The organism is Streptomyces sp. NBC_01016, assembly GCF_026341035.1.
In the GTDB taxonomy this organism is placed as follows: domain Bacteria; phylum Actinomycetota; class Actinomycetes; order Streptomycetales; family Streptomycetaceae; genus Streptomyces.
This window is the reverse complement of the sequence record NZ_JAPEOQ010000001.1, coordinates 5,238,274-5,259,700: the sequence shown is the minus strand read 5'-3', so window position 1 is coordinate 5,259,700 and position 21,427 is coordinate 5,238,274. Positions and strand designations below refer to the sequence as shown.

The following is a 21,427-nucleotide window of genomic DNA, read 5'->3' as shown; positions in this document are numbered from 1 at the left end:
CGACGCACCTCCACCCCATCAAGGACGGGACACATCATGACCGACACCGCCACAGAGCAGGCCACGGCCGCCGCATCGGGCAACGCGGCCACCGACCAGTTCCGCAGCAAGCAGCGCGCCGGGGCCCCGGCCGCCGACACCGCGCGGGTGAACACCCTCGTCTCCGAACTCCTGGGCGCCACCCACGACATCATCCGCCGCCACAAGGTGACCTACGCCGAGTACGACGCTCTCAAGTCGTGGCTGATCCAGGTCGGCGAGGACGGCGAGTGGCCGCTGTTCCTCGACGTGTGGGTCGAGCACGTCGTCGAGGAGGTCGCGAACGAGGACCGGGAGGGCAGCAAGGGCACCATCGAGGGCCCGTACTACGTCCCCGACGCGCCGGAGCTGCCCGCCGAGGCCACCCTGCCGATGCGCGAGGACGAGGGCGGCACACCCCTGCTGTTCCAGGGCCAGGTGCGCACCGTCGACGGCACCCCCCTTTCCGGCGCCACCGTCGAGATGTGGCACGCCGACGACGACGGCTTCTACTCCCAGTACGCTCCCGGCCTGCCGGAGTGGAACCTGCGCGGCACGGTCGCCGCCGACGAGCAGGGCAACTTCAAGATCCACACGGTGCAGCCGGCCCCGTACCAGATCCCCACCGACGGCTCCTGCGGCCAGCTCATCTCGGCCGCGGGCTGGCACGCCTGGCGCCCGGCCCATCTGCACCTCAAGGTGTCGGCTCCCGACCACCAACTCATCACCACCCAGCTGTACTTCAAGGGCGGCGAGCACGTGTCCGACGACATCGCCGACGCCGTCAAGCCCGAGCTGATCCTCGATCCGACGCCGGTCGCCGCGGGCGACGGGCGCGAGGTGACGTACGACTTCGTTCTCGACAAGGCGTGATGCACGATGCTGTTCGCTGTACGCATGGACGTCGACATCCCGCGCGATCTCGCGCCGGACGACCGCGCCGACCTGGTGGCCCGCGAGAAGGCCTACTGCCATGAGCTGCAGAAGTCCGGTGAGTGGGTGCACATCTGGCGATGTGTCGGCCAGTACTCCAACCTCAGCGTCTTCGACGTCGCCGACAACGAGACGCTGCACCGCATCCTGTGGAACCTCCCACTGTTCCCCTTCATGTCCATCGAGGTGACACCGCTCGCCCAGCATCCGTCGGACCTCGCCGCCGGGGACCCCGCCCCCTGAAATATGATCACGCCATGCCCGACACCACCGCGAAAACGCCCGGACGGCCCGCCCTGACCAGCTGGAGCAGCTCCGAGCTCCCGGCCGTGATCGTGACGGAGGTCGCGGCATGAAGATCTCGCAACGCGCGCGGAACGTCGCCCCGTTCTACGCGATGGAGTTCGGCAAGCAGGCCGCGGCGCTGGAGGCCGAGGGCCACCACGTCGTCAAACTCAGCATCGGGGAACCGGACTTCGGGGCGCCCCCTGCGGTGCGGGAGGCGATGCGCGAGGCCATGGACGGGCGGCCGCTGCCCTACACGCAGGCGCTGGGCCTGCCCGCGCTCAGGGAGGCGATCGCCGGCTTCTACCGGGAGCGGCACCACGTCGAGGTCGACCCGTCGCGCGTCGTCGTGACCGCCGGCGCCTCCGCCGCCCTGGTGCTGGCGACCGCGGCCCTCGTCGACGCCGGCGACGAGGTGCTGATCGGGGACCCCTCGTACCCGTGCAACCGGCAGATCGTCGAGAGCTTCGGCGCGCACGTCACCCTCGTACCGACGGCCGCGGAGACCCGCTTCCAGTTGGACGCGGCATCGGTGCGGAAGCACTGGACGGACCGGACTTCGGGCGTCATGGTCGCCACGCCTTCGAACCCGACCGGGACCTCCGCGCCGATCGAGGAACTCGACGCGATCTGCCGGTTCGCACGCGAGCGCGACGCGTGGCGGATCGTCGACGAGATCTACCTCGACCTCAGCGACCACGACGAGCACGGCCGGCCGCCGCGCAGCGCACTGTCGGTCGACCCCGACGCCATCGTCATCAACAGCTTCTCGAAGTACTTCGGCATGACCGGCTGGCGGCTCGGCTGGTGCATCGCGCCGAAGGAGCTGGTCCCCGCGCTGGAGCGGCTCGCCCAGAACTACTTCCTGTGCGCCTCGGCCCCCGCCCAGCAGGCCGCTCTGGAGTGCTTCACCCCGGCGTCCCTCGCGGTCTGCGAGGAGCGCCGCGCCGAGTTCGGCGAGCGGCGCGCGCTCGTCCTCGACGGCCTGCGGCGGATCGGCCTGCCCGTCCCGGTCCCGCCCGACGGCGCCTTCTACGTCTACTTCGACGTCGGCGGCACCGGCCTCACCTCATGGGAGTTCTGCGAGCGGGCCCTTCAGGAGGCGCACGTCGCCCTCACGCCGGGCCGCGACTTCGGCACGCACACGGCCGACACGCACGTACGGCTGTCGTACGCGGCGTCGGCCGATGAACTGCGCGAGGGCATCGAGCGGTTGGGCAGGTTCGTGGCCACCCTGCGGTGACCCGACCCGGGCGGCGTGGGCCGCGCCCTCAGAGCGGGTAGGTGATGACCTCCGAGAAGCTCACGGTGACCCCGCCCGGCGCGACGAAGTTGGCGATGTCGTCGGCGCCCGCCTTACCGGCCGGTGTGGCGAGCGCGGCGAGCGCGTCCTCCTTGGAGTCCCAGTCGAGCGCCGCCACCACGAAGTGCGGCGGCCGCGAGCCGTCGGGCATCTCGGACACGCTCCACTGGAAGGACCGCAGCCCCGGCGTCCCCGAAGCCAGCGGCGCGTGCACCTCCCGGTAGTACTTCAGGAACTTCTCGGGGTCGGCGGGGTGATCGTAGATGACGGTCATCCGGTACATCGGTCGGCCTCCTCGTGGCACGGTCCGCTCAAGTAGAGGGCCGTGTCGACACGGCCCTCCCGCACCACTGTCACCTTCCCCGGCCGGGACGGAGCAGTCCGGCTACTTCTGCGACTCGTCCTGCCCCTTGCCCTTGTCCGCTCCCAGATACTTCTTGGCCTGGTCCTGGGCGGAGTCGACCTGGGAGCTGTACTTGTTCCCGGTCTTCTTGTCCACGGCGTCGCCCGCCATGTCGATGCCCTTGCCGGCCTGGGACTCGCGCCCCTTGATCATCTGTTTGATCTTGTCCATCGCAGACATTGCAACCTCCTCGTGGACCTCTCCTGTCATCCAGGATCACCCCTGTGGGCGTTGCTCGCATGCGCGCGCAGCTGCGTGGCGGGAAGGAGCGCCCGGGGGCCCCGCGGGCCGGGGTCCCGGGCGCGCTACAGGTCACAGCACGCGCAGCGTCCCGTACGCGCGCGTCGTCGAGCTGGTCCCCGCGTACACGTCGAACCGTCCCCGCTCGACGCGGAAGGTGCCCGCCGGGTCGTTGGTCCAGAAGCCCAGGTCCTCCTCGCCGAGGGGGAAGGTGACCGTGGTGGTGGCGCCGGGGGCGAGGGTGACGCGTCGGAAGCCGCGGAGCTTGCGGACGGGCTGGGCGATGCTGGCCGCGACGTCGTGGACGTACAGCTGGACGGTCTCGTCTCCGATGCGGTCGCCGGTGTTGGTGACCGTGACGGTGACCTCGACCGTGGCGCCGTCGCTCAGCTCGTCCCTGGTGAGCGACTCGCGGGTCAGTGTCGGGGCCGATGTCGTGAACGTCGTATAGCTCAGGCCGTGGCCGAAGGGCAGGCGCGGGCCGTCCTCCAGGTCGAGGTATTTCGAGGTGTACTTCTCGTCCGGGTCGTAGGGGCGGCCCGTGCTCTCGTGGTTGTAGTAGACGGGGATCTGGCCCACCGCGCGCGGGAACGTCACCGGCAGCTTGCCGCCCGGGTTCACCGCGCCGAACAGGGCGTCGGCGACGGCGCTTCCCGCCTCGATGCCGCCGTGCCAGGCCTCGAGGACGGCGGGCGCCGCGTCGTACCAGTCGCCGAGGACCAGCGGCCTGCCGTTGACGAGGACCACCACGTACGGCTTGCCGGTCGCGGCGACCGCGGCGATCAGCTCCTCCTGGCCCGCGGGCAGTCCGATGTCGGCGCGGGCCGCGGCCTCGCCGCTGAGCGCCGGGTCCTCCCCCACGACGACCACGGTGACGTCCGCCTCGCGGGCCGCGTCGGCCGCCTCCGAGGGGTCCGTGCCCGCGTGCGTCACCAAAGCCGACGGCGCCGCGTCCCGCACCGCGTCCACGACGCTCACCGACGGGAAGCGGCGGCAGCCGGGGCCCGCCCATGTGCCGTGCAGGTCGGCCGAGTCGGCGAAGGGGCCGACGACGGCGACCGATCCGACGTCCGGCGCGAGCGGCAGCGCCGAGTCCTCGTTCTTGAGCAGCACCATGCAGCGCGCGGCCGCCGCACGGGCGGCCACGCGTGCTGCGGGGCCCGGTTCGGTGATCTCGGCGGACTCGTCGCAGTACGGGGTGTCGAACAGGCCGAGCGCGTACTTCAGGCGCAGGACCCGGGCGACGGCGTCGTCCAGGCGGCCGAGCGGCAGCGCACCCGACGCGACCAGGCTCTCGCCGTGTTCGGTGATGTTCGTGGAGACCATCTCCATGTCCATCCCCGCGGTGAACGCGAGGGCGGCCGCGTCCGCGCCGTCCTCCGCGAAGCCGTGCGCGATCAGCTCCTGGACGCCCGTGTAGTCGCTGACCACGAAGCCGTCGAAGTCCCACTCGTCCTTGAGGATCGCCTGCATCGTGTGCGCGTTGCCGTGCGCGGGGACGCCGCCGACCGTGTTGAACGCGGCCATCACGGTGGCCGCGCCCGCGTCGACCACGGCCTTGAAGGGCGGCAAGTAGTGGTTGCGCAGCCGCTGTTCGGACATGTCGACCGTGTTGTAGTCGCGGCCGCCCTCCGCGCCGCCGTACGCGACGAAGTGCTTGGCGCAGGCGGCGAGCCGGTCGTCGTGCGCGAGTTCGCTGCCGTCGGCCGCGCCCTGGTGGGCCCGGATCTTGGCGACGGCGTAGACCGCGTTGAGGTACGGGTCCTCCCCGGAGCCCTCGGCGATCCGGCCCCAGCGCGGCTCGTGCGTCACGTCCATCATCGGGGCGAACGTCCAGCGCACCCCGTTCGTCCTGGTCTCGGCGTTCGCCACCTCGGCGTCGCTCCTGGACACCTCGGGGTCGAAGGCCGCGGCCTGGGCGAGCGGGATCGGGAACGTGGTCCAGAAGCCGTGGATCACGTCGAGGCCGAAGAGGAGCGGGATGCCGAGCCTGGACTCCTCGACGGCGATCCGCTGGAGCGCGTTGGTGTGCGCCGCGCCGTGGATGTTCAGGACGGAGCCGAGCCGTCCCGCCCGCGCGGCCTCCTCCGTCTCGGCGGTCTGCCCGCCGCCGGGTCCTGTCTCGCCGGTCCACGTCAGCTGCTGGAGCTGCCCCAGTTTCTCCTGGACCGTCATCCGGTCCAGCAGTTCCTTGACTTGTGGTTCGTACGCTCGCAGCACGGGGTGACCTCGAAGCCTTCTCTGCCTGTTGCCGTATCGATGTCCGCGAAGTTAACGTTCTCGCGCGGCATGAATGTAAGCGCATTCAATTGGTGGCGACAAGGCCCCCCACCGGGCCTTCCCGGAGGTTTCCCATGACGGACGACGAATCGGGGCTGCTCCGGGTCATGACGCTCAACCTGCATGTGGACTGGCCCGGTTCACCCCGTCCGTGGCGCGGGCGCCGCCCGCTCGTCGCGGAGTTGCTGCGCGCTGCGCGGCCCCATCTGCTCGGTACGCAGGAGGGCCTGCGGGAGCCGCTGCGCGAGCTCGCCGACGATCTCGGGCGGGAGCGCTACGCGTGGGTGGGCCAGGGCAGGGAGGGCGGCGAGAGCGGCGAGTTCATGGCCGTCGGCTACGACCGCGAGCGCTTCGAGGCCCTGGAGCACGGCGACTTCTGGCTGTCCGACACACCGGACGTGGCGGGCTCGGAGACCTGGGGCGGGGGCTGCCCGCGCATGGTGACGTGGCTGCGGCTGCGCGACCTCGTGACCGGCGCCGAACTCCTCGCCGCGAACACGCACTTCGACCACGCGAGCGCGCACGCGCGTACCCGCGCCGCCCACCTCCTCGCGGACCGTCTTCACACCCTCGCCCTCGGTCTCCCCCGCATCGTGACCGGCGACTTCAACACCGCCGCGGGAGGCGACGTGCACGCGGCGCTGCTCGACGCGGCGGACCTGGTGGACGCCTGGGAGGTGGCCGAGCGGCGCGGGCCGGCCCTCGGCACATTCCACGACTACGGCACTCCGGAGCCGGACGGCGAGCGCATCGACTGGATCCTCGTGTCACCGGGCACGCGGGTCCGCGAGGTCGTGCTCGACGAGTTCACCCGGGACGGCCTGCGTCCGACGGACCACCTGCCGGTGCGTGCGGAGATTCGAGTCCCGCGCACGCCCGCCCGCTGACCACAACCACCCGCATCCCAAAGGACGTTCACCGTGTCGCAGTCCGACCGACGCCCCGCCACCGAGTGGCTCGCCGACGCCGTGCTCTACCAGATCTATCCGCAGAGCTTCGCCGACTCCGACGGGGACGGCATCGGCGACTTCGCAGGGATCGAATCGCGGCTCGACCATCTGTCCTGGCTCGGCGTGAACACTGTGTGGCTCAACCCCTGCTTCGCGTCCCCGTCCCTCGACGCCGGATACGACGTCAGCGACTACTTCTCCGTCGCGCCCCGCTACGGAACCAACGACGACCTGGCCCGCCTCGTCGAGGCCGCCCGGAGCCGCGGCATCCGCGTCCTGCTCGACCTGGTGGCCGGGCACACCTCCGACGCGCACCCGTGGTTCACGGCGTCCGCGAACGACCCCGCAGACCAGCGCTACATCTGGGCGAACCCCGAGGACCCGGCCACGCTCCCCGACGGCTTCGTCGCCTCCCCCGGCAGCCGCCCCGGCTTCTACCTGCCGAATTTCTTCGAGTCGCAGCCCGCCCTCAACTTCGGCTACGCGCGCCAGGATCCGGCCGAACCGTGGCGCCTCCCGGTGGACGCCGAGGGGCCGCGCGCCAACCGGCAGGCGCTGCGCGACGTGATGGACCACTGGCTGTCGCTCGGCCTGTCGGGCTTCCGCGTCGACATGGCGGCGTCGCTGGTCAAGGACGACCCCGACCAGTCGGCGACCTCGGCGCTGTGGCGGGAGCTGCGCGGCTGGCTGGACACCGCGCACCCGCACGCCGCGCTGCTCTCCGAGTGGGGCGACCCGGCGACCTCGGTCCCCGCCGGTTTCCACGGTGACTTCTTCCTCCAGTTCGGCCCGGTCCGGGACGGCATCGCCCTGCGGTCCCTCTGGAACAACTTCGAGGGCACGGTCAGCGAGCCCTGGGAGCCTCTGGAGCCGTATTTCGGGGCGGAGGCCCAGGGCTCCCCGCGGACGTTCCTCGACATCTGGCGCTCGACCACCGACACCATCGGCGACGCCGGGTTCGCCTGCCTGCCCACCGCCAACCACGACTTCTCCCGCCTGTGCTGCGGCCCACGCACGCCGGAGCAACTCCCCACCGCGTTCGCCTTCCAGCTGACCTGGCCGACGCTGCCGGCGATCTACTACGGCGACGAGATCGGCATGCGCTACGTCCCCGGCCTGCCCGACCACGAGGGCAGCCGGCTCGGCCCGCGCTACAACCGGGCCGGCTCGCGTACGCCGATGCGGTGGGACGGCACCGAGAACGCGGGCTTCTCCACCGCCCGGGCCGACAAGCTGTACCTGCCGCTCGACCAGGCCCCGGACCGGCCGAACGTCGCGGACCAGCGGGCCGACCCCGACTCACTCCTGCACCTGGTCCGACGCCTGATCGAACTGCGCACGTCGCGCCCGGAGTTGGGCTCGCGTGGCGCGACCCGTGTGCTGCACGACGGGTATCCGCTGGTGTACGTACGGGGTGAGCACCACCTGGTCATCGTCAACCCGGGCCGCGACGCCACCACGTTCGACCTGCCGTCCGAGTACGCGGGCCGGGCCGCGACGCCGCTGCTCGCGCAGGGTGTCGAGGTGGCCGAAGGAGCGGTGCGGGCGGCCGGGTTCGGCTTCGGGATCTTCGAGGTCTGAGCCGGGCCGCTCCTACGACGTGGGCGGGGCGCCGAAGAGGCGGAGGACGCTCAGGCGGAAGGCGGCCTCGGCGTCGGCGTGTGTCATGCGGCCGGAGGTCGCCTCGTCGCCCGCGGCGTGGCCGAGGGCGACCGTCGAGGCGACCAGCCAGTGCGTGGGGAGGTCCGGGGTGAACTCGCCTGCCTGTTGCCCCCGTTCGACGAGCCGGGCGAGACGTTCCGTGACGGGTTCATGGAGTTCGCGGTCCCGGTCCTCTTCACGACCCCGGCCCTTTTCGCGACCCCGGCCCTTTTCGCGACCCCGATCCTCTTCGCGGTCCCGGTCCTCTTCGCGGTCCCGGTCCTCTTCGCGGTCCCGCTCGGCTCGGTCGCCGGGCTGCGGGGGCGGGGCGGCGGCCTGGAGGAGCGGGGCATTCTCCTCGAACGACCGCCAGGACGCGTCGAGGAACCTCAACAACGCCGCCGTGGCCGATCCCTCGTCGAGCATCGCGGCTTCGAGCGCGGTGACAGACTCCGCCGTCATCCGGTCGACCGCGGCCCTGACCAGACCCTCGCGCGAGGAGAAGTGGGCATAGACCGTCTGCCGGGTGACACCTGCGGCCTGCGCGATGGCCGCCATCCCCGCGTCGGGCTGCCGCCGGAGCAGTCGGGCCGCCGCGTCGAGCACCTGGGTCCTGCTGCGCTCTGCATCGGCCCTACGGCGCGGGCGGCGTTCCTCGGAGGCAACCATCTCTTCCACCCTTGTCAGAATTACCGGATCGGGGATATCTTACAGACCTGTAAGAGATCGTAGCCGACCAGGGCTCGCCGACTCGTGGCGCCGGCGTGCACATCGAGAATCCACGGAATCCACGGGGAGCAGCCATGCCGCCTTTTGCCGACACCGATACCGCGACGTTCATCGGCGCCTTCTTTGATTCCCTCACCTCCTCGACCGTCCGGGGCGACGCTCCGGACGAGGTGATGGAGCGCCACTTCACCCCGGACATCGTGCAGTTCAGCGACGGTATCCGGCTCGATCACCAGCGCCTCCGCGATCACTTGCGGCCGGTCTCCAGGAACGTGACGGACTGGCGCTTCGAGGTCCACGAGGCATTCGCGGACGGCACGCACATAGCCGCCCGCCTCACCATCCACGCCGGCACCCGCAAGGGCGGCCCCGCCAGCACCGACGTACTCCTCTTCGCGGACTTCACGGACGACGGACGCATGCACCGCGCGCACCAGCTCACCCGCACTCTTCCCGAGCCGGGCGTCCAGGCGGAGGCGGAGGCGGAGGCGGCCACGTGAATGCATCCCGTGCCGCGCGGATCCGGCTCGTCCACTGGGTCGCGCTGCTCGCCACCGGTCTGTTGGCCGGCGCGTTCGGGTACGGCGCCGCCAACCTCGCTCCCACCTTCGACGCCGTGCCTCAGAACATGCGGTTCGACTTCCACACCGAGCTGATGAAGGTCAACGGGATCACGATGCAGGCCGCGATGGCCGTGTCCGCGCTGAGCTCCCTCGCTCTCGCCGTCCTCATGCGCGGTCACCACCGGGCCGTGGCCGCGGTGGCGTGCGCGTTCGCCATCACCTCCTTCCTTGTCACCCGCTTCGGGAACGTTCCGATCAACGGCAGAATCAAACAGTGGGCGGTGCACGGGGCTTCGGCGGACACGGCGGAACTCCTACGGCGCTGGGAGCTGTTCAACATCACCCGGACCCTCACCGCCGTCGTCGCGTTCACCCTCCTGATAGGTCTCGCCCTGCGGCCGCGCGTGGCGGAGGTGGACCGGGCCGCCGCCCTCAGCCCTTCCGCACGGTGAACTCCGACCGCTTCACCCGCAGCAGCGTCCGCCCACCCTCCGACGAAGACTTGGCACCTTCGCAGCGGGCCGGTCCGTCGACGGCGACCACGGCCTCGGCGCCCAGCGCGCGGAATGTGACCTGCCCGTCGCCGACACTCGTGATCTCGGCGGTGGCGTAGGCGAGGCGCAGGCCGCCCGCCGTCACCCCCAGCGGCAGGATCGCCGCGCTGCGGCCGGGGATGTGGAGGCGTTCGCCGCCGAAGAGGGCTTTGCCCTTCTCGGTGACGGAGACGTTCTCCGCGTATCCGGAGGTGACGTTGAAGGCGTGCAGCAGGCGGCCGCCGTCGGCGTCGCGCGTGGTGAGCAGGAAGACGCCGGGGCGGGTGGCGGAGTGCCGCACGGCAGGTGTCGCGCCGAGTTCACGGAACGCGCCCAGCCAGAAGTCGAGGTCGCAGCGGTAGTCCGTGGCGACGACGACGGCCCGGCCCTTGCCGACGGGGATGTCGAAGCCGCAGCCCTTGCCGGTGGTGAGTTCGCGCAGGATCGTCGTCCCGCGGCTCGACGCGCACAATTGGGCCTTGCCGACGCGGATTTCGGCGATGCCTTCGGCCCAGCCGTGCGCGGACACCGACAGCCAGAACCGGTCGGCGTCGGTCATGGTCTTCTCGGGCTTCAGGCCGAGCGCCTCCTGGAGGACCGTGCAGCTCTCGCCCGCCATGTCCTTGCCGGGCACCTTTCCCGAGAGGAGCAGCTTGCCACCCGCTTCCAGGTAGCGCACCAGCCGCTTCTGCAGGGCGGCCGCGAGGTACTCGCCGGTGGCGAGCGCGAGGACCGGCACGTCCTTCGGATCGACGTCCCCAGCTTGGAGGTTGATGCTTCGGTAGCGGAAGCCGCCGAGGAGCATGGCGCGGGTCAGCGCCCCGCCGGGCCCGTAGCCGCGGGTGCTCTGCACATCGGCCAGGACCGCGTCGGCCTTGTCCCGCCCGGGCGGGTGGTACTCGGTCAGGTAGTGGTCGGGTACGAAGGCCAGCGCCACGTCGTCGTACTCGGGGCGGGCCGTCGCGAGGAGCGGAGCGAGCGCACGGACCGAGCGGGCGCTGCGCCGGGTCGGCTCGAAGCTGACGCCGCGCCGGCCCTCGGGGTCGACGGGCGCGGCGAAGCCGTGGCGTTCGCCGGTGATGCCGATGCGGTCGTTGCCGTCGCCCGTCGGCTCGTCGAGCTTGGGGTTGAATCCGCCCGCGAACAAGTAGTAGTTGAGCATTTTGTTGCCCTGGGCGAGGCAGAGGCGGGTCTTGAGCCAGGTGCTCTCGGCGTCGCTCTGGTCCGACAGGGTGTTTCCGTAGTCGGCGTGCCCGGCGTCGAACTCAAGGGCCGACAGGGGCTGGTCGTCGTCGGCGACCGCGTCCATGAAGGCGTTGATCAGGTACAGGTCGGTGACGTTGTGGAGGTCGAGATCGCCGAGGTAGAAGTCGGCGCCGGCGATCATGCCGGGCCTGCCCGCGTAGGTCTCCATGAGCTGGCTGATGCCGATGGGGAAGTTCTCTGCGGTGCCGCCGCCGGTGCCGTGGATGTTGATGAGGAAGGGGATGCCGGACACACCGCCGTCGTGCGCGTAGCGCTTCAACTCGTCGACGTAGCGGGCGAATCGGCCGCGCATGAACGTGCCGAGGTCGTGCATGAGCGCGGCGGCGTACGCGTCCTTGGGGGCGCGGATCGCCTTGTCGCGCTCGTCGGCGGAGGCGCCCGCGAAGGGGTAGCGGTCCTTGAGACCGTCGCCGTATGTCGCATCGAGCCAGTCGTTGAAGTCGGCCAGGAGGCCCGTGGTGAGGTTCGGGCCGTTGCTGACCCAGGCCAGCATGCCGATCTCGTTGTCGAGTTGGCAGGCGATGACGCCAGGCCGCCCCTTGCGGTGCAGGCGCTCGGCGAGCACCGGCATGACGGCCGCGTACCAGCGCTCGACCTCTTTGAGGTAGGCCGGGGCGAGGTAGTCGAGGGCGGCGGTGGTGGCCTCGGCTCCGTCCCAGCCGGTGCCGACGATCTCGGGATGGTCCTTGGCGACACGGAGCGGCACGCCCTCGCCCTTGAGCTCGGCCATGGTGAAGGGGCCGGGCCGTGCGATGACCTTGAAGCCGTTGTCGCGGCAGAGGTCGAGGAAGGCGCCGAGATCGCGTTCGGGACGGGTGCGTCCTGTGACGTCGAGGCTGCCGTCGCCGGTCTCGTGCCACATCCAGGGGATGTACGTGGCGATGGTGTCGAGCCCGGCCTCCTTCGCGCGGTCCAGGCGGGAGTGCCAGTCCGCGCGCTTCAGCCGGAAGTAGTGGATCTCTCCGGCCATCACCACGGTGGGCTCGCCGTCGATCCACAACTGCTTGTCGCGGAAGGTGACATCGGCGTCTGTGTGGGTGGCGGTGCCGGGCTCAGCGGCGACGGCTTCGGTGCCGGTGCCTGCCGCGAAGGTGGCCGACGCGGCGGTGAGACCGGCGAGCACGGTGCGACGGCGGGTGCCGGTGGTCCCCGGGGACATGACAGGGGGAAGTCCGGAAGACATGGCGGCTCCTGTGGGGAGGAGAAGAGGAGGGGGCGGTGCCCGTCACAGGTGCTCGGGCACATCCTGGTAGTGCAGTTGAAGCTGCGTGAGCTGCTCGGTCAGTTCCTCGACCAGGTCCGCGTACGCGGGGTCGGCGTAGCGGTTGTGCAGTTCGTCCGGGTCGCGGATCAGGTCGAACAATTCCCACTCGGGGGTCCTGCGCTCGTACTTCGCGCCGGGCTGGCCCGAGCCGTGACCGGGGTAGTGGATCAGCTTGTGGGTGTGGGTGCGGATGCCGTAACTGGCCTGGACGTTGTGGCAGACGTCGAGGTGCTCGAAGTAGCGGTAGTAGACGGCCTGCCGCCAGTCCTCCGGGTGCTCGCCGCGCAGGAGCGGGAGCAGGCTGCGGCCCTGCATGCGCGGGTGGGGCCGCGCGCCCGCCAGGTCGAGGATCGTCTGCGCGTAGTCGATGTTGACGACCAGCTCGTCGCAGGTCGACCCCGCCGGCACCACACCCGGCCAGCGCACGACGAGCGGGATCCGCAGCGACGGGTCGTACATGAACCGCTTGTCGAACCAGCCGTGTTCACCGAGGTAGAAGCCGTGGTCGGAGGTGTAGACGACGGCGGTGTCGGCGGCGTCGCCCGAAACGTCGAGGTGGTGCAGGACGCGGCCCACACTCTCGTCGAGTGCGGCGATGACCCGCAGGTACTCCTTGATGTAGCGCTGGTAGCGCCACTCCCGCTCCTCGCGCTCCGAAAGGCCTTCGGGGACGGGGGCCTTGAGGTCGCTGTCCTGGAGGTCGCTCATCCGCATCTCGGCCTCGGCGGCGGCACGGGCGCGGTGACTGTAGTCGTCGTGGAGCGTCGCGGGTGCCGGGATGTCCTGGTGCTCGTACAGGTGGCGGTGACGCTCCGCCGGTTCGAACGGGCGGTGCGGGGCCTTGTGCTGGATGAGCAGGGCGAACGGCTTGTCGGGGTCGCGCCCGTCGAGCCAGTTCAGCGCCAGGTCCGTGATGATGTCGGTGACGTAGCCGGTGTACTGGTTCTCGCCGTCGCGGGTGACGAAGGTCGGGTCGTGGTAGACGCCGTGCTCCGGCAGGATCTCCCAGTGGTCGAAGCCGACCGGGTCGCTCTTCGGGCCGTGCCCGAGGTGCCACTTGCCGATGATGGCCGTCTGGTAGCCGGCGGCCTGGAGCAGCGCCGGGAAGGACGGCTGCGCGGAGTCGAACTTCTGGCGGTCCTGCTCCAGCGTCGTCATGCCGTTGATGTGGCTGTACGTGCCGGTGAGCAGGCTCGCGCGGGCCGGGGAGCAGATCGAGTTGGTGCAGAAGGCGTTGTCGAACCGCATGCCCTCGGCGGCGAGCCGGTCCACGGCCGGGGTGGTGTTGATGACGCTGCCGTACGCGCCGATGGCCGGGACCGCGTGGTCGTCGGTCATGAAGAGGACGAGGTTGGGGCGGCGGCTTCCGGGAGGCGTGGTCCCGGCCCTTGCCCGCCGCATCACTTGAGGCCCGCCGTGGCGATGCCCTGCGTGAAGAAGCGCTGGAGCAGCACGAAGACGAGCAGCACCGGCAGGACGACCAGGAAGGCACCCGCCATCAGTACGCCGTTGGAGCCGTCCGCCTGCGTCGGGTCGGTGGCGAACGTGGCGAGGGCGACCGGCAGCGTGTACTTCGACGGGTCGTTGGTGACGACGAGCGGCCACAGGAAGTTGTTCCACGACCCCAGGAACGTAAAGATCGTCAGCGTCGCCAGGGCCGGTTTGACCAGCGGAAGCACGATGCGCCAGAAGATGTACCACTCACGGGCGCCGTCCATCCGGGCCGCTTCAAGGAGTTCGTCGGGCACGGCCTGGATGAACTGGCGCATGAGGAAGACACCGAAGGCGCCGGCCGCGAACGGCAGGATCAGCGCGGCATAGCTGTCGACCAGATCCATCCCGCTCATCATCACGAACTTCGGCAGCAGCATGAGGTTGTCCGGCACCATGAGCGCGCCGAGCACCATCGCGAACACCGGCCGCTTCCCCATGAAGTTCAGCTTGGCGAGCGCGTAGCCGAGCATCGAGCAGAACAGCAGGTTGCAGGCGGTGACGAAGACGGCGACGAGGGCCGAGTTGAAGAACGCCTGGCCGACGTCCATCAGGTCCGCCAGCTTGCCGAAGTTGGCGAGCGTCCATTCGGTGGGGATCCACACGGGCGGGCTCGCGCCCAGCTCGCGCGGGGTCTTGAAGGAGGACAGCGCCATCCACAGGAACGGCGCGACCATCACGAGCAGGCCGACGCTCAGGAGCACGTACACGGAGGTGCGCGACAGGCGGGACCTGCCCCCGCGGCCCCGGACGTCGGTCGTGGTGGCGCTCATGAGGTCTTGTCCTTCAGCAGGCGGAGCTGGAGCGAGGTGACGGCGAGGACGATCACGAACAGGACGTACGCCATGGCGCTGGCGTAGCCCATGTGGAAGAAGTCGAAGCCCTCGCGGTACATGTCGAGCGACAGCGTCATGGTGGCCTCGTTGGGGCCGCCCTGCGTCATCACGAACGGCTCCTCGAAGACGTTGAGGAAGCCGATGGTGGTCATCACGGCGACGTACAGCATCGTCGGCCGGAGCAGCGGCACCGTGATCTTGCGGAGTTCCTGGAAGGGTCCCGCGCCGTCGATCCGGGCCGCCTCCCGCACCTCGGTCGGGATGGCCTGGAGGCCCGCGAGGAACAGCACCATGGCCGTGCCCATGTTGCGCCAGACCGCCATCACGATCAGGGACGGCATCGCGAGCGTCTCGGACGCGAGGAAGTCCGGGGTGGAGAAGCCGAGTTGGTGGCCGACGCCGGCGATCAGGCCCTCGCTGGGGTCGAGGACGAAGCGCCAGATGACGGCGACCGCGACGATGGCCGTGACCACCGGGGCGTAGAAGCCGACGCGGAAGAAGGTGCGGAAGCGGTCGATGCCCGAGTTGAGGAGGACGGCCGTGACGAGGCCCGAGCCGATGGTGAGCGGCACACCGAGGACCACGAAGTACAGGGTGTTGAGCAGGGCGCGGACGAACTTGTCGTCCTGGAACAGCTTCGTGTAGTTGTCCAGGCCGACGAACTGTGCGGACAGCGGGTCGGTGACGTTGCGCAGGCCGAAGTCGGTGAAGCTCATCAGGAGCGTGGCGACGATCGGGAACGCCATGAAGGTGAGGAACACGGCCAGGAACGGCGTGGAGAACAGCCAGCCGGCGAGATTGTGGCGCGCGAGCCGGTCCTTGCGCAGACCCTTGCCCCCCGGGCGGGGCGGGACGTCGTCGGTACGTCCCGCCCCTTCCGGGTCCTTGCGCACGCGGCCTTCGGCGCCGGTGGCCGCGGTGGTGGAGCTCATGACGTCAGCCCACCAGTCCCTCGACGGACTTCTGGAGCTGCTTCGCGGTGGCGCTCGCGTCGGCGCCGCGGGCGATCTTCTCCAGGGAGGTCTCGATCTGCACGGCGACCTCGTTCCACTTCTCCACCGGCGGGACGGCCTTGGCCGAGCCGAGCGCCTTCTCGAAGACGGGCAGCGAGCTGTCGCCGCTCTTCATCGCGGGCTGGTCCCAGGCGGCCTTCGCGGCGGGCAGCGTCTTGTCGACCTGGTACCAGTGGGCCTGCACCTTGGGTGTGGCCAGGTACTTGGTGAACTCCTCGGCGGCCGCCTTGTGCGCGCTGTCCTTGAAGGTGACCAGGGAGGAGCCGCCAACCCAGGAGGTGGACGACGTGTCGCCGGGCACGGGCGCGACGGCCCACTTGCCCTTCAGCTCCGGGTGCTGGTCGTTGATGTTCTGCACCATCCAGGGGCCGGACTGGAACATCGGCCGCTTGCCGTTGGAGAAGTCCTTGGCCGCGTCCTCGCCGGGCGTGAAGTTCTTCTTGGCGAGCCCCTTGTCGAAGTAACTCCCCCACGCCTTGAGGGCCTTGACGGCCTGCGGCGAGTCGAGGGCGGGCTTGCCGTCCTTGCCTATGAGCTCGCCACCGGTCGAGTACAGGTACTGGAGCCAGCCCTGCCAGGCGCCGGTGCTGCCGGGCTGCAGCTGGGTGCCGTACTCCGCGCCGTGCTTCTTGTACGCGGTGGCGAGCGCCTGCTGGTCGGCCCAGGTGGTCGGCGCCTTGGTGACACCGGCCTTCTTGGCGAGGTCGGTGCGGTAGTAGAGCGCGCGCACGTCGGCGTACCAGGGGACACCGTAGGCCGTGCCGTCCTTGACGTTGCTGTCCCAGGTCGCGGGGAAGAAGTCGGAGCGCTTGAAGGCCTTGGTGTCGACCGGTTCGAGGGCGTCGAGCGCGATGAACTCACCCATCATCGTCGAGCCCATCTGCGCCATGTCCGGGAGCTTCTTGCCCGCCAGGGAGGACACCAGCTTCTGGTGCACGACGTCCCAGCCGACCGGCGTGATCTTCACCTTGATGTTGGGGTGTTCCTTGGTGAACTCCTCGGCCACGGGCTTGAGTCGCGCACCCTCCTCCCCCATGGCCCACACGGTCAGCGTCTGCTTGGCGTCGGCCGCGACCTCCTCGCCACCTCCGCTTCCGCACCCGGTCAGGGCGATGGCCGACACGAGGGTCAGGGCCAGACCGGTGGACAGGGTGGTGCGTGACATGGCTCCTCCTAGACGCGCAATACGCGCTTGTGCTCGGGCTGGGGCGAGCAAGCGGCAACAGCCGTTGTATGCGCTGCCTGTATGCGCTTACACAACGATGCAGGCACGACCCTGACGCACGGTTTGGGTCAGCTCAAGAGCCACAGAGGTAACGCTTGGGTAAACCTGCTGAACTGGAGGTACGGGACGGGGAGTCGGAGGGGTGGGCGCGGCACACCGAAAACCGGGTGACCGGCGCGCGGGCGGGGCATGCTGGGCCGGGTACCGCCGCGGCTGAGTCCGCGCCCCGGACCTGCGCCTGACTGGCCGGGCTCCGCCCCGGACCGCACCTGGCCCCGCCGGGCCGCGCCCCGGCCCCGCGAAGGCCCCAGCCTTGCTCCGCCCCGCTCCCCCACCTATGGTGAATGCGCTTTCATCCGTCGGAGGGCCGGTCACGCCCCCGCAGCAGACTCGGGGGCCGCCCACATGACCACCACCCCCACGGTGTACGACGTCGCCGAACGCTCCGGCGTCTCGATCGCCACCGTGTCGCGGGTCTACCGCAACCCCGACTCCGTACGCGCACAGACCCGCGAGAGGGTGCTCGCCGCCGCCCGCGAGCTCGGCTACGTCCCGAGTGGCAACGCCCGGGGCCTGGCGAGCCGTTCGACCGGCGTGCTCGGCCTGTGCTTTCCCGACTACTCGGATCCGGACGCCGAGTCGGAGGCGGAGGCCGGGGTCGGCGACGAACCGGACGACAACGCCGCGATGCTCTACTCCGACCAGATCATCCGCGGCATGGAGCGGGCCGCCCGCCGGCACGGCTACGCGCTGCTGATCGCGGCATCACTGAAGAGCGGCCCCGAGACCCTGGTCGCGAAGGTGGCGGGGCGTGTCGACGGTTTCGCGGTGCTCGCCCGCACCGTCCCGACGGAGGAGCTGGAGGTCATATCGCGTCGGCAGCCCGTCGTGATGCTGGCGGGCCCGCGCGAACCCGGCGAGCAGGACCGGCCGGTGCGGCTCGACCACATCCAGGTCGCCAACGCCGACGGACAGCGCGAGTTGACCCGCCATCTCATCGAGGACCACGGCCTGCGCCGCCTGGCCTACGTGGGCTCGGCGGAGGACTCCCCGGACGTGGAGGCCCGGTTCCACGGCTACACCGAGGCCTGCCACGCCGCCGGCATCGACGTGGCCGACGTACCCGATGTGCGCGTCGGCATGATGACGCAGGCGGAGGGCGCGCGGGCCACCGAAACCCTGCTCGACCGCCCCGGCGAGCGCCCCGAGGCACTGCTCTTCGCCAACGACCAGATGGCGGTCGGCGCCCTGCACACCCTGGAGCGTCGGGGTCTGTGCGTGCCGCAGGACGTGACGGTCACCGGCTTCGACGGCATCCCGCTCGGCCGCATGGCGCGCCCCGCGCTCACCACGGTCCGTCAGCCGATGCGCCGCATGGGCGAGGAGGCGGTGGAGCTGCTGGTGCGGCGCCTCGGCGGCCAGGGGAACAAGGAACCCGAGTCGCTGACGCTGCCGGTTTCGCTGGTACGCAGGGCGAGTTGCGGCTGCTGAGGCCCGGCCTCTTTCGCTGGACAGCTGGATAGGCTGAGCCCCCGTCCACACCTCCTGGGGGAGCAAATGGCCAGTAGATTCACCGAGTTGGTCGTCGACTGTCACGATCCGGAGCGGCTCGCCGCCTTCTGGTGCGAGGTCCTCGACTTCAAGGTGCTCGAACGGAGCGAGGACAAGGTCGAGATCGGCTCCTGGGAGCCGACCGTCGAGGAGGTCCGGGCCCGCCAGATGCCGCCCACCTTAGTGTTCATCCGCGTACCCGAGGGCAAGAGCGTGAAGAACCGGCTCCACCTGGACGTCAGCCCGGTCGACCGCAGCACCGACGACGAGGCGACGAGGCTGCTCGCCCTCGGCGCCACCAAGGTCGACGTGGGCCAGGGCCCCGGCCGCAACTGGGTGGTCATGGCCGACCCCGAGGGCAACGAGTTCGACGTTCTACGCACGCTGGCGCCGTCCGACTAGCCACACGGCGCACCCCGCCCTCATCGTCATCCCCATATCGGTCATACTCGATGAAACATGCACAACGTCTCAGATCGAGGAGTCCGTCATCACCATCACAGGACCCGCGCCCCGAGCAGCCGTTGACCGAGCCTCCGGCCCCTCCCGGCTGTGGCACGGCGTGTTGGCCGTCGTCGTCGCGGCGGCGCTCGTCGCGCAGTTCGTGCTCGTGTTCAGCGGTGGGTCCTCCGCCGGGGCCGGGGACACGACAGGGGACGAGGCCGGCACGTGGACCCGGCTGGTGCGCATGCTCAGCTACTTCACCATCCAGAGCAACATCCTCGTCCTGGCCTGCGCCGTGATCCTGGTGCTGCGCCCGGGCCGGGACGGCGCCGGGTGGCGGGTGCTGCGGCTCGACGCGCTGCTCGGCATCACGATCACCGGTCTGGTGTTCGCGATCGTCCTCGCGCCGCAGATCCACGCCGAAGGTGTCTCGCTGTGGATCACGGTGGGGCTGCACTACATCGCGCCGCCGATGACGCTCGTCGGCTGGCTGCTGTTCGGGCCGCGCGGGCGGATCGACGGCGCGACCGTGGGGTGGGCGTTCGTGTGGCCCGCGCTGTGGATCGCGTACACGCTCGTGCACGGCGCGGTCACGGACTGGTACCCGTATCCGTTCCTCGACGTGCACACGCGCGGCTACGGCCTCGCGCTGCGGAACATCGTCGGGGTGCTCGTCGTCGCGGGGCTGCTGGCCTGGTTGTTCGGGTGGATCGACCGGCGCCTCGGCCGCCGACTCAAGCGGCCGCTGCCACTTCCCGATCACTTCTGACACGGCAGCGCACCACCGTGCGCTCCGACGGGAACCGGGACGTCAGCGTGCTGGAACCTCGGCCCACACGCAGTGTCCGACCGCGAGCCTCCGGCTGCCCCATGCGCCACCTACGAGCCGGCCCACCAGCAGCAGGCCACGGCCCCGCTCGACGGAGTCGGGCGCGACAGAGGTGCGTCGCAGGACGGCGGCCGGCAGGCCGGGGCCGCGGTCGAGGACCTCGACGCACAGGGTCCGGCCCACGGTGAGGCGCAACTGGTAGGGGCCGCAGGCGTGTTCGCAGGCGTTGGCGACGAGTTCGCTGGCGACGAGGACGGCCGCGTCGACGGCGCGCGGGTCGACGGCGTACACGTCGAGCGCCTGCCGCACCCGCTCGCGGGCCTGCGCGGCGGCGAGTTCGATGGGCTGGTTCCAAGTCAGCAACGGGCGGGAGCGTTCCGCGTATTCGGGCAGCGCCTGCCGACCGTCCGCTGTGCTCCGCTCGCTCGCCCCATTCGCGCGGTAGACGTACATGACGGTTCCTCCGGATCGGTACGTGGGGTGGCACCCTTCCCATGACATTCGGCGCAGCCGTGCAAGCGGTTTGGAATACGGCGTGCGACCGCCGGGCGTTCACCGGCGCGCGGCCGATCCCAGGACAACCCCCGCGCACCCCCTGTCATCACGGCCCCGTCGCGTGAAAGGATGCGCGGGCACAACTCCGACACAGCACCGCCGCAGGAGGCCCGCATGCGTAGGAGGACGGGCGGGCTGATCACGACCGGCGACGGGACCGTGGTGATGCTCGCCGAACAGCGCCCCGGCGCCGACGGCCAGTGGCGGATCACCGCCCGCACCCAGGCCGGCCGGCAGATCGCCGAGGTCCGGTTCCGGCTGTGCGAGGACTGCGCGGTCGGGCGGATCCAGGGGATCTGGGTCGACGAGTTGTGGCGCCGCGAGGGGATAGGCCACGAGTTGTTGCGCGGCGCGATCGCCGTCGGTGACGGCTTTCGCTGGACCACCACGCTGCAGTCGTCCATGGGCCGCCGCTTCTTCGTGGCCACGGGCGCGACGGAGGGCGTGGAGCTGCTGCACGGCCGGCCGCTGTGCGCGCACATGATGGGGCGGTGGGGCCGCGCCTGGGCGAGACGGGCGGCGGCCTGAGCCGGTCGCCGTCACTCGGATCTCTGCTGCATGGACCGGTGTCCCCTGGGTACGCGGGGGCGCCACCCGCCATCCACCAGAGGCTTGATCATGGATTCGAACGCAACCCCGCAGAACGGCTCCTCCCCCGCGCAGCAGGCGCTCAGCGCTCTCAGCATGAATACAGAGGACCAGGGCGCGCTCGACGCGCTCGCCGAGTGCGAGGTCCTCGTGCCCGTGCCCGACGAGGTGGGCGCGGAACAGGACGCGGCCTCCCCCGGGCTGTCCCTGCCGGTCATCGAGCAGCCCGGCGGCGAGCAGCTGGTCCCGCTCTTCACGTCCGAGCTGCGCATGTCGGAACTGCTTCCGTTCATCTCGCGCTGCACGCCGGTGCCGCTGGGCGCGCTCGCCGCGAGCTGGCCGACGGAGCTGTCGATGACGATCGACGCGGGTTCACCGGACGCCCTGACGCTCAACGGCGCGGGCGTAAGGGAGTTGCTCGGCCACCGGACCTGAGCAGGACCCTCCGTACCGCACCCCCACCGAGGACCACTGACGACCACAGAGG

General features: G+C 70.5%; 22 protein-coding genes. 12 read left to right on the top strand and 10 right to left on the bottom strand.

The features are described 5' to 3' along the window. Window positions 1–36 precede the first annotated feature (36 nt). The 3 genes from catA to OG746_RS23615 all read left to right on the top strand — a co-directional run bounded on the left by catA (window position 37) and on the right by OG746_RS23615 (window position 2,479). Window positions 37–891, top strand: a complete 855-nt coding sequence (gene catA / locus OG746_RS23625; RefSeq protein WP_266717614.1) for a catechol 1,2-dioxygenase — start codon at window positions 37–39, stop codon at window positions 889–891. Window positions 892–897: 6 nt separating this feature from the next. Then, complete coding sequence (catC, locus tag OG746_RS23620; protein ID WP_266717612.1) at window positions 898–1,194, top strand: muconolactone Delta-isomerase; 297 nt, start codon at window positions 898–900, stop codon at window positions 1,192–1,194. Window positions 1,195–1,303: 109 nt separating this feature from the next. Then, on the top strand, window positions 1,304–2,479 hold the full coding sequence (locus tag OG746_RS23615) for a pyridoxal phosphate-dependent aminotransferase (RefSeq protein WP_266717610.1): 1,176 nt from the start codon (window positions 1,304–1,306) through the stop codon (window positions 2,477–2,479). Window positions 2,480–2,507: 28 nt separating this feature from the next. Here OG746_RS23615 and OG746_RS23610 read toward each other — a convergent pair whose 3' ends face one another. From OG746_RS23610 to OG746_RS23600, 3 genes are all read right to left on the bottom strand, one after another. Beyond that, window positions 2,508–2,822, bottom strand: coding sequence for an EthD family reductase (locus OG746_RS23610; protein ID WP_266717608.1), 315 nt, complete (start codon window positions 2,820–2,822; stop codon window positions 2,508–2,510). Between the two features lie 102 nt (window positions 2,823–2,924). Next, window positions 2,925–3,122 carry an antitoxin gene (locus OG746_RS23605; protein ID WP_266717607.1) on the bottom strand — a complete coding sequence of 66 codons (198 nt, stop codon included), beginning with the start codon at window positions 3,120–3,122 and terminating at the stop codon, window positions 2,925–2,927. 132 nt (window positions 3,123–3,254) lie between these two features. Further along, window positions 3,255–5,357, bottom strand: coding sequence for a glycoside hydrolase family 3 N-terminal domain-containing protein (locus OG746_RS23600; RefSeq protein ID WP_266719150.1), 2,103 nt, complete (start codon window positions 5,355–5,357; stop codon window positions 3,255–3,257). Between the two features lie 179 nt (window positions 5,358–5,536). Here OG746_RS23600 and OG746_RS23595 point away from each other — a divergent pair, with 179 nt between their 5' ends. Both OG746_RS23595 and OG746_RS23590 read left to right on the top strand, forming a co-directional pair. Then, on the top strand, window positions 5,537–6,349 hold the full coding sequence (locus tag OG746_RS23595; RefSeq protein ID WP_266717606.1) for an endonuclease/exonuclease/phosphatase family protein: 813 nt from the start codon (window positions 5,537–5,539) through the stop codon (window positions 6,347–6,349). Between the two features lie 33 nt (window positions 6,350–6,382). Then, window positions 6,383–7,993: an alpha-amylase family glycosyl hydrolase gene (locus OG746_RS23590; protein WP_266717605.1), complete on the top strand. Its 1,611-nt coding sequence runs from the start codon at window positions 6,383–6,385 to the stop codon at window positions 7,991–7,993. Window positions 7,994–8,005: 12 nt separating this feature from the next. Here OG746_RS23590 and OG746_RS23585 read toward each other — a convergent pair whose 3' ends face one another. After that, window positions 8,006–8,722: a TetR/AcrR family transcriptional regulator gene (locus OG746_RS23585; protein WP_266717603.1), complete on the bottom strand. Its 717-nt coding sequence runs from the start codon at window positions 8,720–8,722 to the stop codon at window positions 8,006–8,008. 134 nt (window positions 8,723–8,856) lie between these two features. Between OG746_RS23585 and OG746_RS23580 the strand changes: the two genes are divergently transcribed. Both OG746_RS23580 and OG746_RS23575 read left to right on the top strand, forming a co-directional pair. Then, the gene (locus tag OG746_RS23580; protein WP_266717601.1) at window positions 8,857–9,282 is read left to right on the top strand and encodes a nuclear transport factor 2 family protein; all 426 of its coding nucleotides are present in this window, start codon (window positions 8,857–8,859) and stop codon (window positions 9,280–9,282) included. Beyond that, window positions 9,279–9,797: an anthrone oxygenase family protein gene (locus tag OG746_RS23575; protein ID WP_266717600.1), complete on the top strand. Its 519-nt coding sequence runs from the start codon at window positions 9,279–9,281 to the stop codon at window positions 9,795–9,797. Before OG746_RS23580 ends, OG746_RS23575 begins: the two co-directional genes overlap by 4 nt. On the opposite strand, the gene OG746_RS23570 is transcribed toward OG746_RS23575, so the two are convergent. From OG746_RS23570 to OG746_RS23550, 5 genes are read right to left on the bottom strand one after another with little or no spacing between them, the layout of a single operon-like run. Continuing rightward, on the bottom strand, window positions 9,778–12,327 hold the full coding sequence (locus OG746_RS23570) for a beta-galactosidase (RefSeq protein ID WP_266717598.1): 2,550 nt from the start codon (window positions 12,325–12,327) through the stop codon (window positions 9,778–9,780). The two genes, OG746_RS23575 and OG746_RS23570, sit on opposite strands and share 20 nt — an antisense overlap. Before the next feature lie 42 nt (window positions 12,328–12,369). After that, window positions 12,370–13,809 (bottom strand): sulfatase family protein, encoded by a 1,440-nt coding sequence (locus OG746_RS23565; RefSeq protein WP_266717596.1) that lies wholly within the window; start codon window positions 13,807–13,809, stop codon window positions 12,370–12,372. After that, on the bottom strand, window positions 13,809–14,672 hold the full coding sequence (locus OG746_RS23560) for a carbohydrate ABC transporter permease (RefSeq protein WP_266717594.1): 864 nt from the start codon (window positions 14,670–14,672) through the stop codon (window positions 13,809–13,811). The genes OG746_RS23565 and OG746_RS23560 overlap by 1 nt, the downstream gene beginning before the upstream one ends. After that, a complete protein-coding gene (locus OG746_RS23555; protein ID WP_266717592.1) occupies window positions 14,669–15,667 on the bottom strand; it encodes a carbohydrate ABC transporter permease in 999 nt (332 codons plus the stop codon). The genes OG746_RS23560 and OG746_RS23555 overlap by 4 nt, the downstream gene beginning before the upstream one ends. A gap of 4 nt (window positions 15,668–15,671) precedes the next feature. Then, window positions 15,672–16,913 (bottom strand): extracellular solute-binding protein, encoded by a 1,242-nt coding sequence (locus OG746_RS23550; RefSeq protein WP_266717590.1) that lies wholly within the window; start codon window positions 16,911–16,913, stop codon window positions 15,672–15,674. Window positions 16,914–17,378: 465 nt separating this feature from the next. Here OG746_RS23550 and OG746_RS23545 point away from each other — a divergent pair, with 465 nt between their 5' ends. From OG746_RS23545 to OG746_RS23535, 3 genes are all read left to right on the top strand, one after another. Then, window positions 17,379–18,464, top strand: coding sequence for a LacI family DNA-binding transcriptional regulator (locus tag OG746_RS23545; protein WP_266717589.1), 1,086 nt, complete (start codon window positions 17,379–17,381; stop codon window positions 18,462–18,464). 66 nt (window positions 18,465–18,530) lie between these two features. Beyond that, the gene (locus OG746_RS23540; protein WP_266717588.1) at window positions 18,531–18,926 is read left to right on the top strand and encodes a VOC family protein; all 396 of its coding nucleotides are present in this window, start codon (window positions 18,531–18,533) and stop codon (window positions 18,924–18,926) included. 160 nt (window positions 18,927–19,086) lie between these two features. Continuing rightward, window positions 19,087–19,737, top strand: coding sequence for a Pr6Pr family membrane protein (locus OG746_RS23535; protein WP_266717586.1), 651 nt, complete (start codon window positions 19,087–19,089; stop codon window positions 19,735–19,737). 42 nt (window positions 19,738–19,779) lie between these two features. Here the strand turns inward: OG746_RS23535 and OG746_RS23530 are convergent, their stop codons facing one another. Continuing rightward, window positions 19,780–20,250 (bottom strand): ATP-binding protein, encoded by a 471-nt coding sequence (locus OG746_RS23530; RefSeq protein WP_266717585.1) that lies wholly within the window; start codon window positions 20,248–20,250, stop codon window positions 19,780–19,782. 216 nt (window positions 20,251–20,466) lie between these two features. Here OG746_RS23530 and OG746_RS23525 point away from each other — a divergent pair, with 216 nt between their 5' ends. Further along, window positions 20,467–20,880 carry a hypothetical protein gene (locus tag OG746_RS23525; protein WP_266717584.1) on the top strand — a complete coding sequence of 138 codons (414 nt, stop codon included), beginning with the start codon at window positions 20,467–20,469 and terminating at the stop codon, window positions 20,878–20,880. Between the two features lie 90 nt (window positions 20,881–20,970). Continuing rightward, window positions 20,971–21,375 carry an SseB family protein gene (locus tag OG746_RS23520; RefSeq protein ID WP_266717583.1) on the top strand — a complete coding sequence of 135 codons (405 nt, stop codon included), beginning with the start codon at window positions 20,971–20,973 and terminating at the stop codon, window positions 21,373–21,375. The last annotated feature ends 52 nt before the right edge of the window (window positions 21,376–21,427 follow it).

What these genes read in the sequence shown, in the direction of transcription:
- OG746_RS23570 (WP_266717598.1), bottom strand. Translation starts at nt 12,327, where the DNA reads ATGTCTTCCGGACTTCCCCCTGTCATGTCCCCGGGGACCACCGGCACC.
- OG746_RS23560 (WP_266717594.1), bottom strand. Translation starts at nt 14,672, where the DNA reads ATGAGCGCCACCACGACCGACGTCCGGGGCCGCGGGGGCAGGTCCCGC.
- OG746_RS23520 (WP_266717583.1), top strand. Translation starts at nt 20,971, where the DNA reads ATGGATTCGAACGCAACCCCGCAGAACGGCTCCTCCCCCGCGCAGCAG.
- OG746_RS23565 (WP_266717596.1), bottom strand. Translation starts at nt 13,809, where the DNA reads ATGCGGCGGGCAAGGGCCGGGACCACGCCTCCCGGAAGCCGCCGCCCC.
- OG746_RS23600 (WP_266719150.1), bottom strand. Translation starts at nt 5,357, where the DNA reads ATGACGGTCCAGGAGAAACTGGGGCAGCTCCAGCAGCTGACGTGGACC.
- OG746_RS23585 (WP_266717603.1), bottom strand. Translation starts at nt 8,722, where the DNA reads ATGGTTGCCTCCGAGGAACGCCGCCCGCGCCGTAGGGCCGATGCAGAG.
- catC (WP_266717612.1), top strand. Translation starts at nt 898, where the DNA reads ATGCTGTTCGCTGTACGCATGGACGTCGACATCCCGCGCGATCTCGCG.
- OG746_RS23615 (WP_266717610.1), top strand. Translation starts at nt 1,304, where the DNA reads ATGAAGATCTCGCAACGCGCGCGGAACGTCGCCCCGTTCTACGCGATG.
- OG746_RS23595 (WP_266717606.1), top strand. Translation starts at nt 5,537, where the DNA reads ATGACGGACGACGAATCGGGGCTGCTCCGGGTCATGACGCTCAACCTG.
- OG746_RS23610 (WP_266717608.1), bottom strand. Translation starts at nt 2,822, where the DNA reads ATGTACCGGATGACCGTCATCTACGATCACCCCGCCGACCCCGAGAAG.
- catA (WP_266717614.1), top strand. Translation starts at nt 37, where the DNA reads ATGACCGACACCGCCACAGAGCAGGCCACGGCCGCCGCATCGGGCAAC.
- OG746_RS23530 (WP_266717585.1), bottom strand. Translation starts at nt 20,250, where the DNA reads ATGTACGTCTACCGCGCGAATGGGGCGAGCGAGCGGAGCACAGCGGAC.
- OG746_RS23525 (WP_266717584.1), top strand. Translation starts at nt 20,467, where the DNA reads ATGCGTAGGAGGACGGGCGGGCTGATCACGACCGGCGACGGGACCGTG.
- OG746_RS23550 (WP_266717590.1), bottom strand. Translation starts at nt 16,913, where the DNA reads ATGTCACGCACCACCCTGTCCACCGGTCTGGCCCTGACCCTCGTGTCG.
- OG746_RS23555 (WP_266717592.1), bottom strand. Translation starts at nt 15,667, where the DNA reads ATGAGCTCCACCACCGCGGCCACCGGCGCCGAAGGCCGCGTGCGCAAG.
- OG746_RS23605 (WP_266717607.1), bottom strand. Translation starts at nt 3,122, where the DNA reads ATGTCTGCGATGGACAAGATCAAACAGATGATCAAGGGGCGCGAGTCC.
- OG746_RS23580 (WP_266717601.1), top strand. Translation starts at nt 8,857, where the DNA reads ATGCCGCCTTTTGCCGACACCGATACCGCGACGTTCATCGGCGCCTTC.
- OG746_RS23545 (WP_266717589.1), top strand. Translation starts at nt 17,379, where the DNA reads ATGACCACCACCCCCACGGTGTACGACGTCGCCGAACGCTCCGGCGTC.
- OG746_RS23540 (WP_266717588.1), top strand. Translation starts at nt 18,531, where the DNA reads ATGGCCAGTAGATTCACCGAGTTGGTCGTCGACTGTCACGATCCGGAG.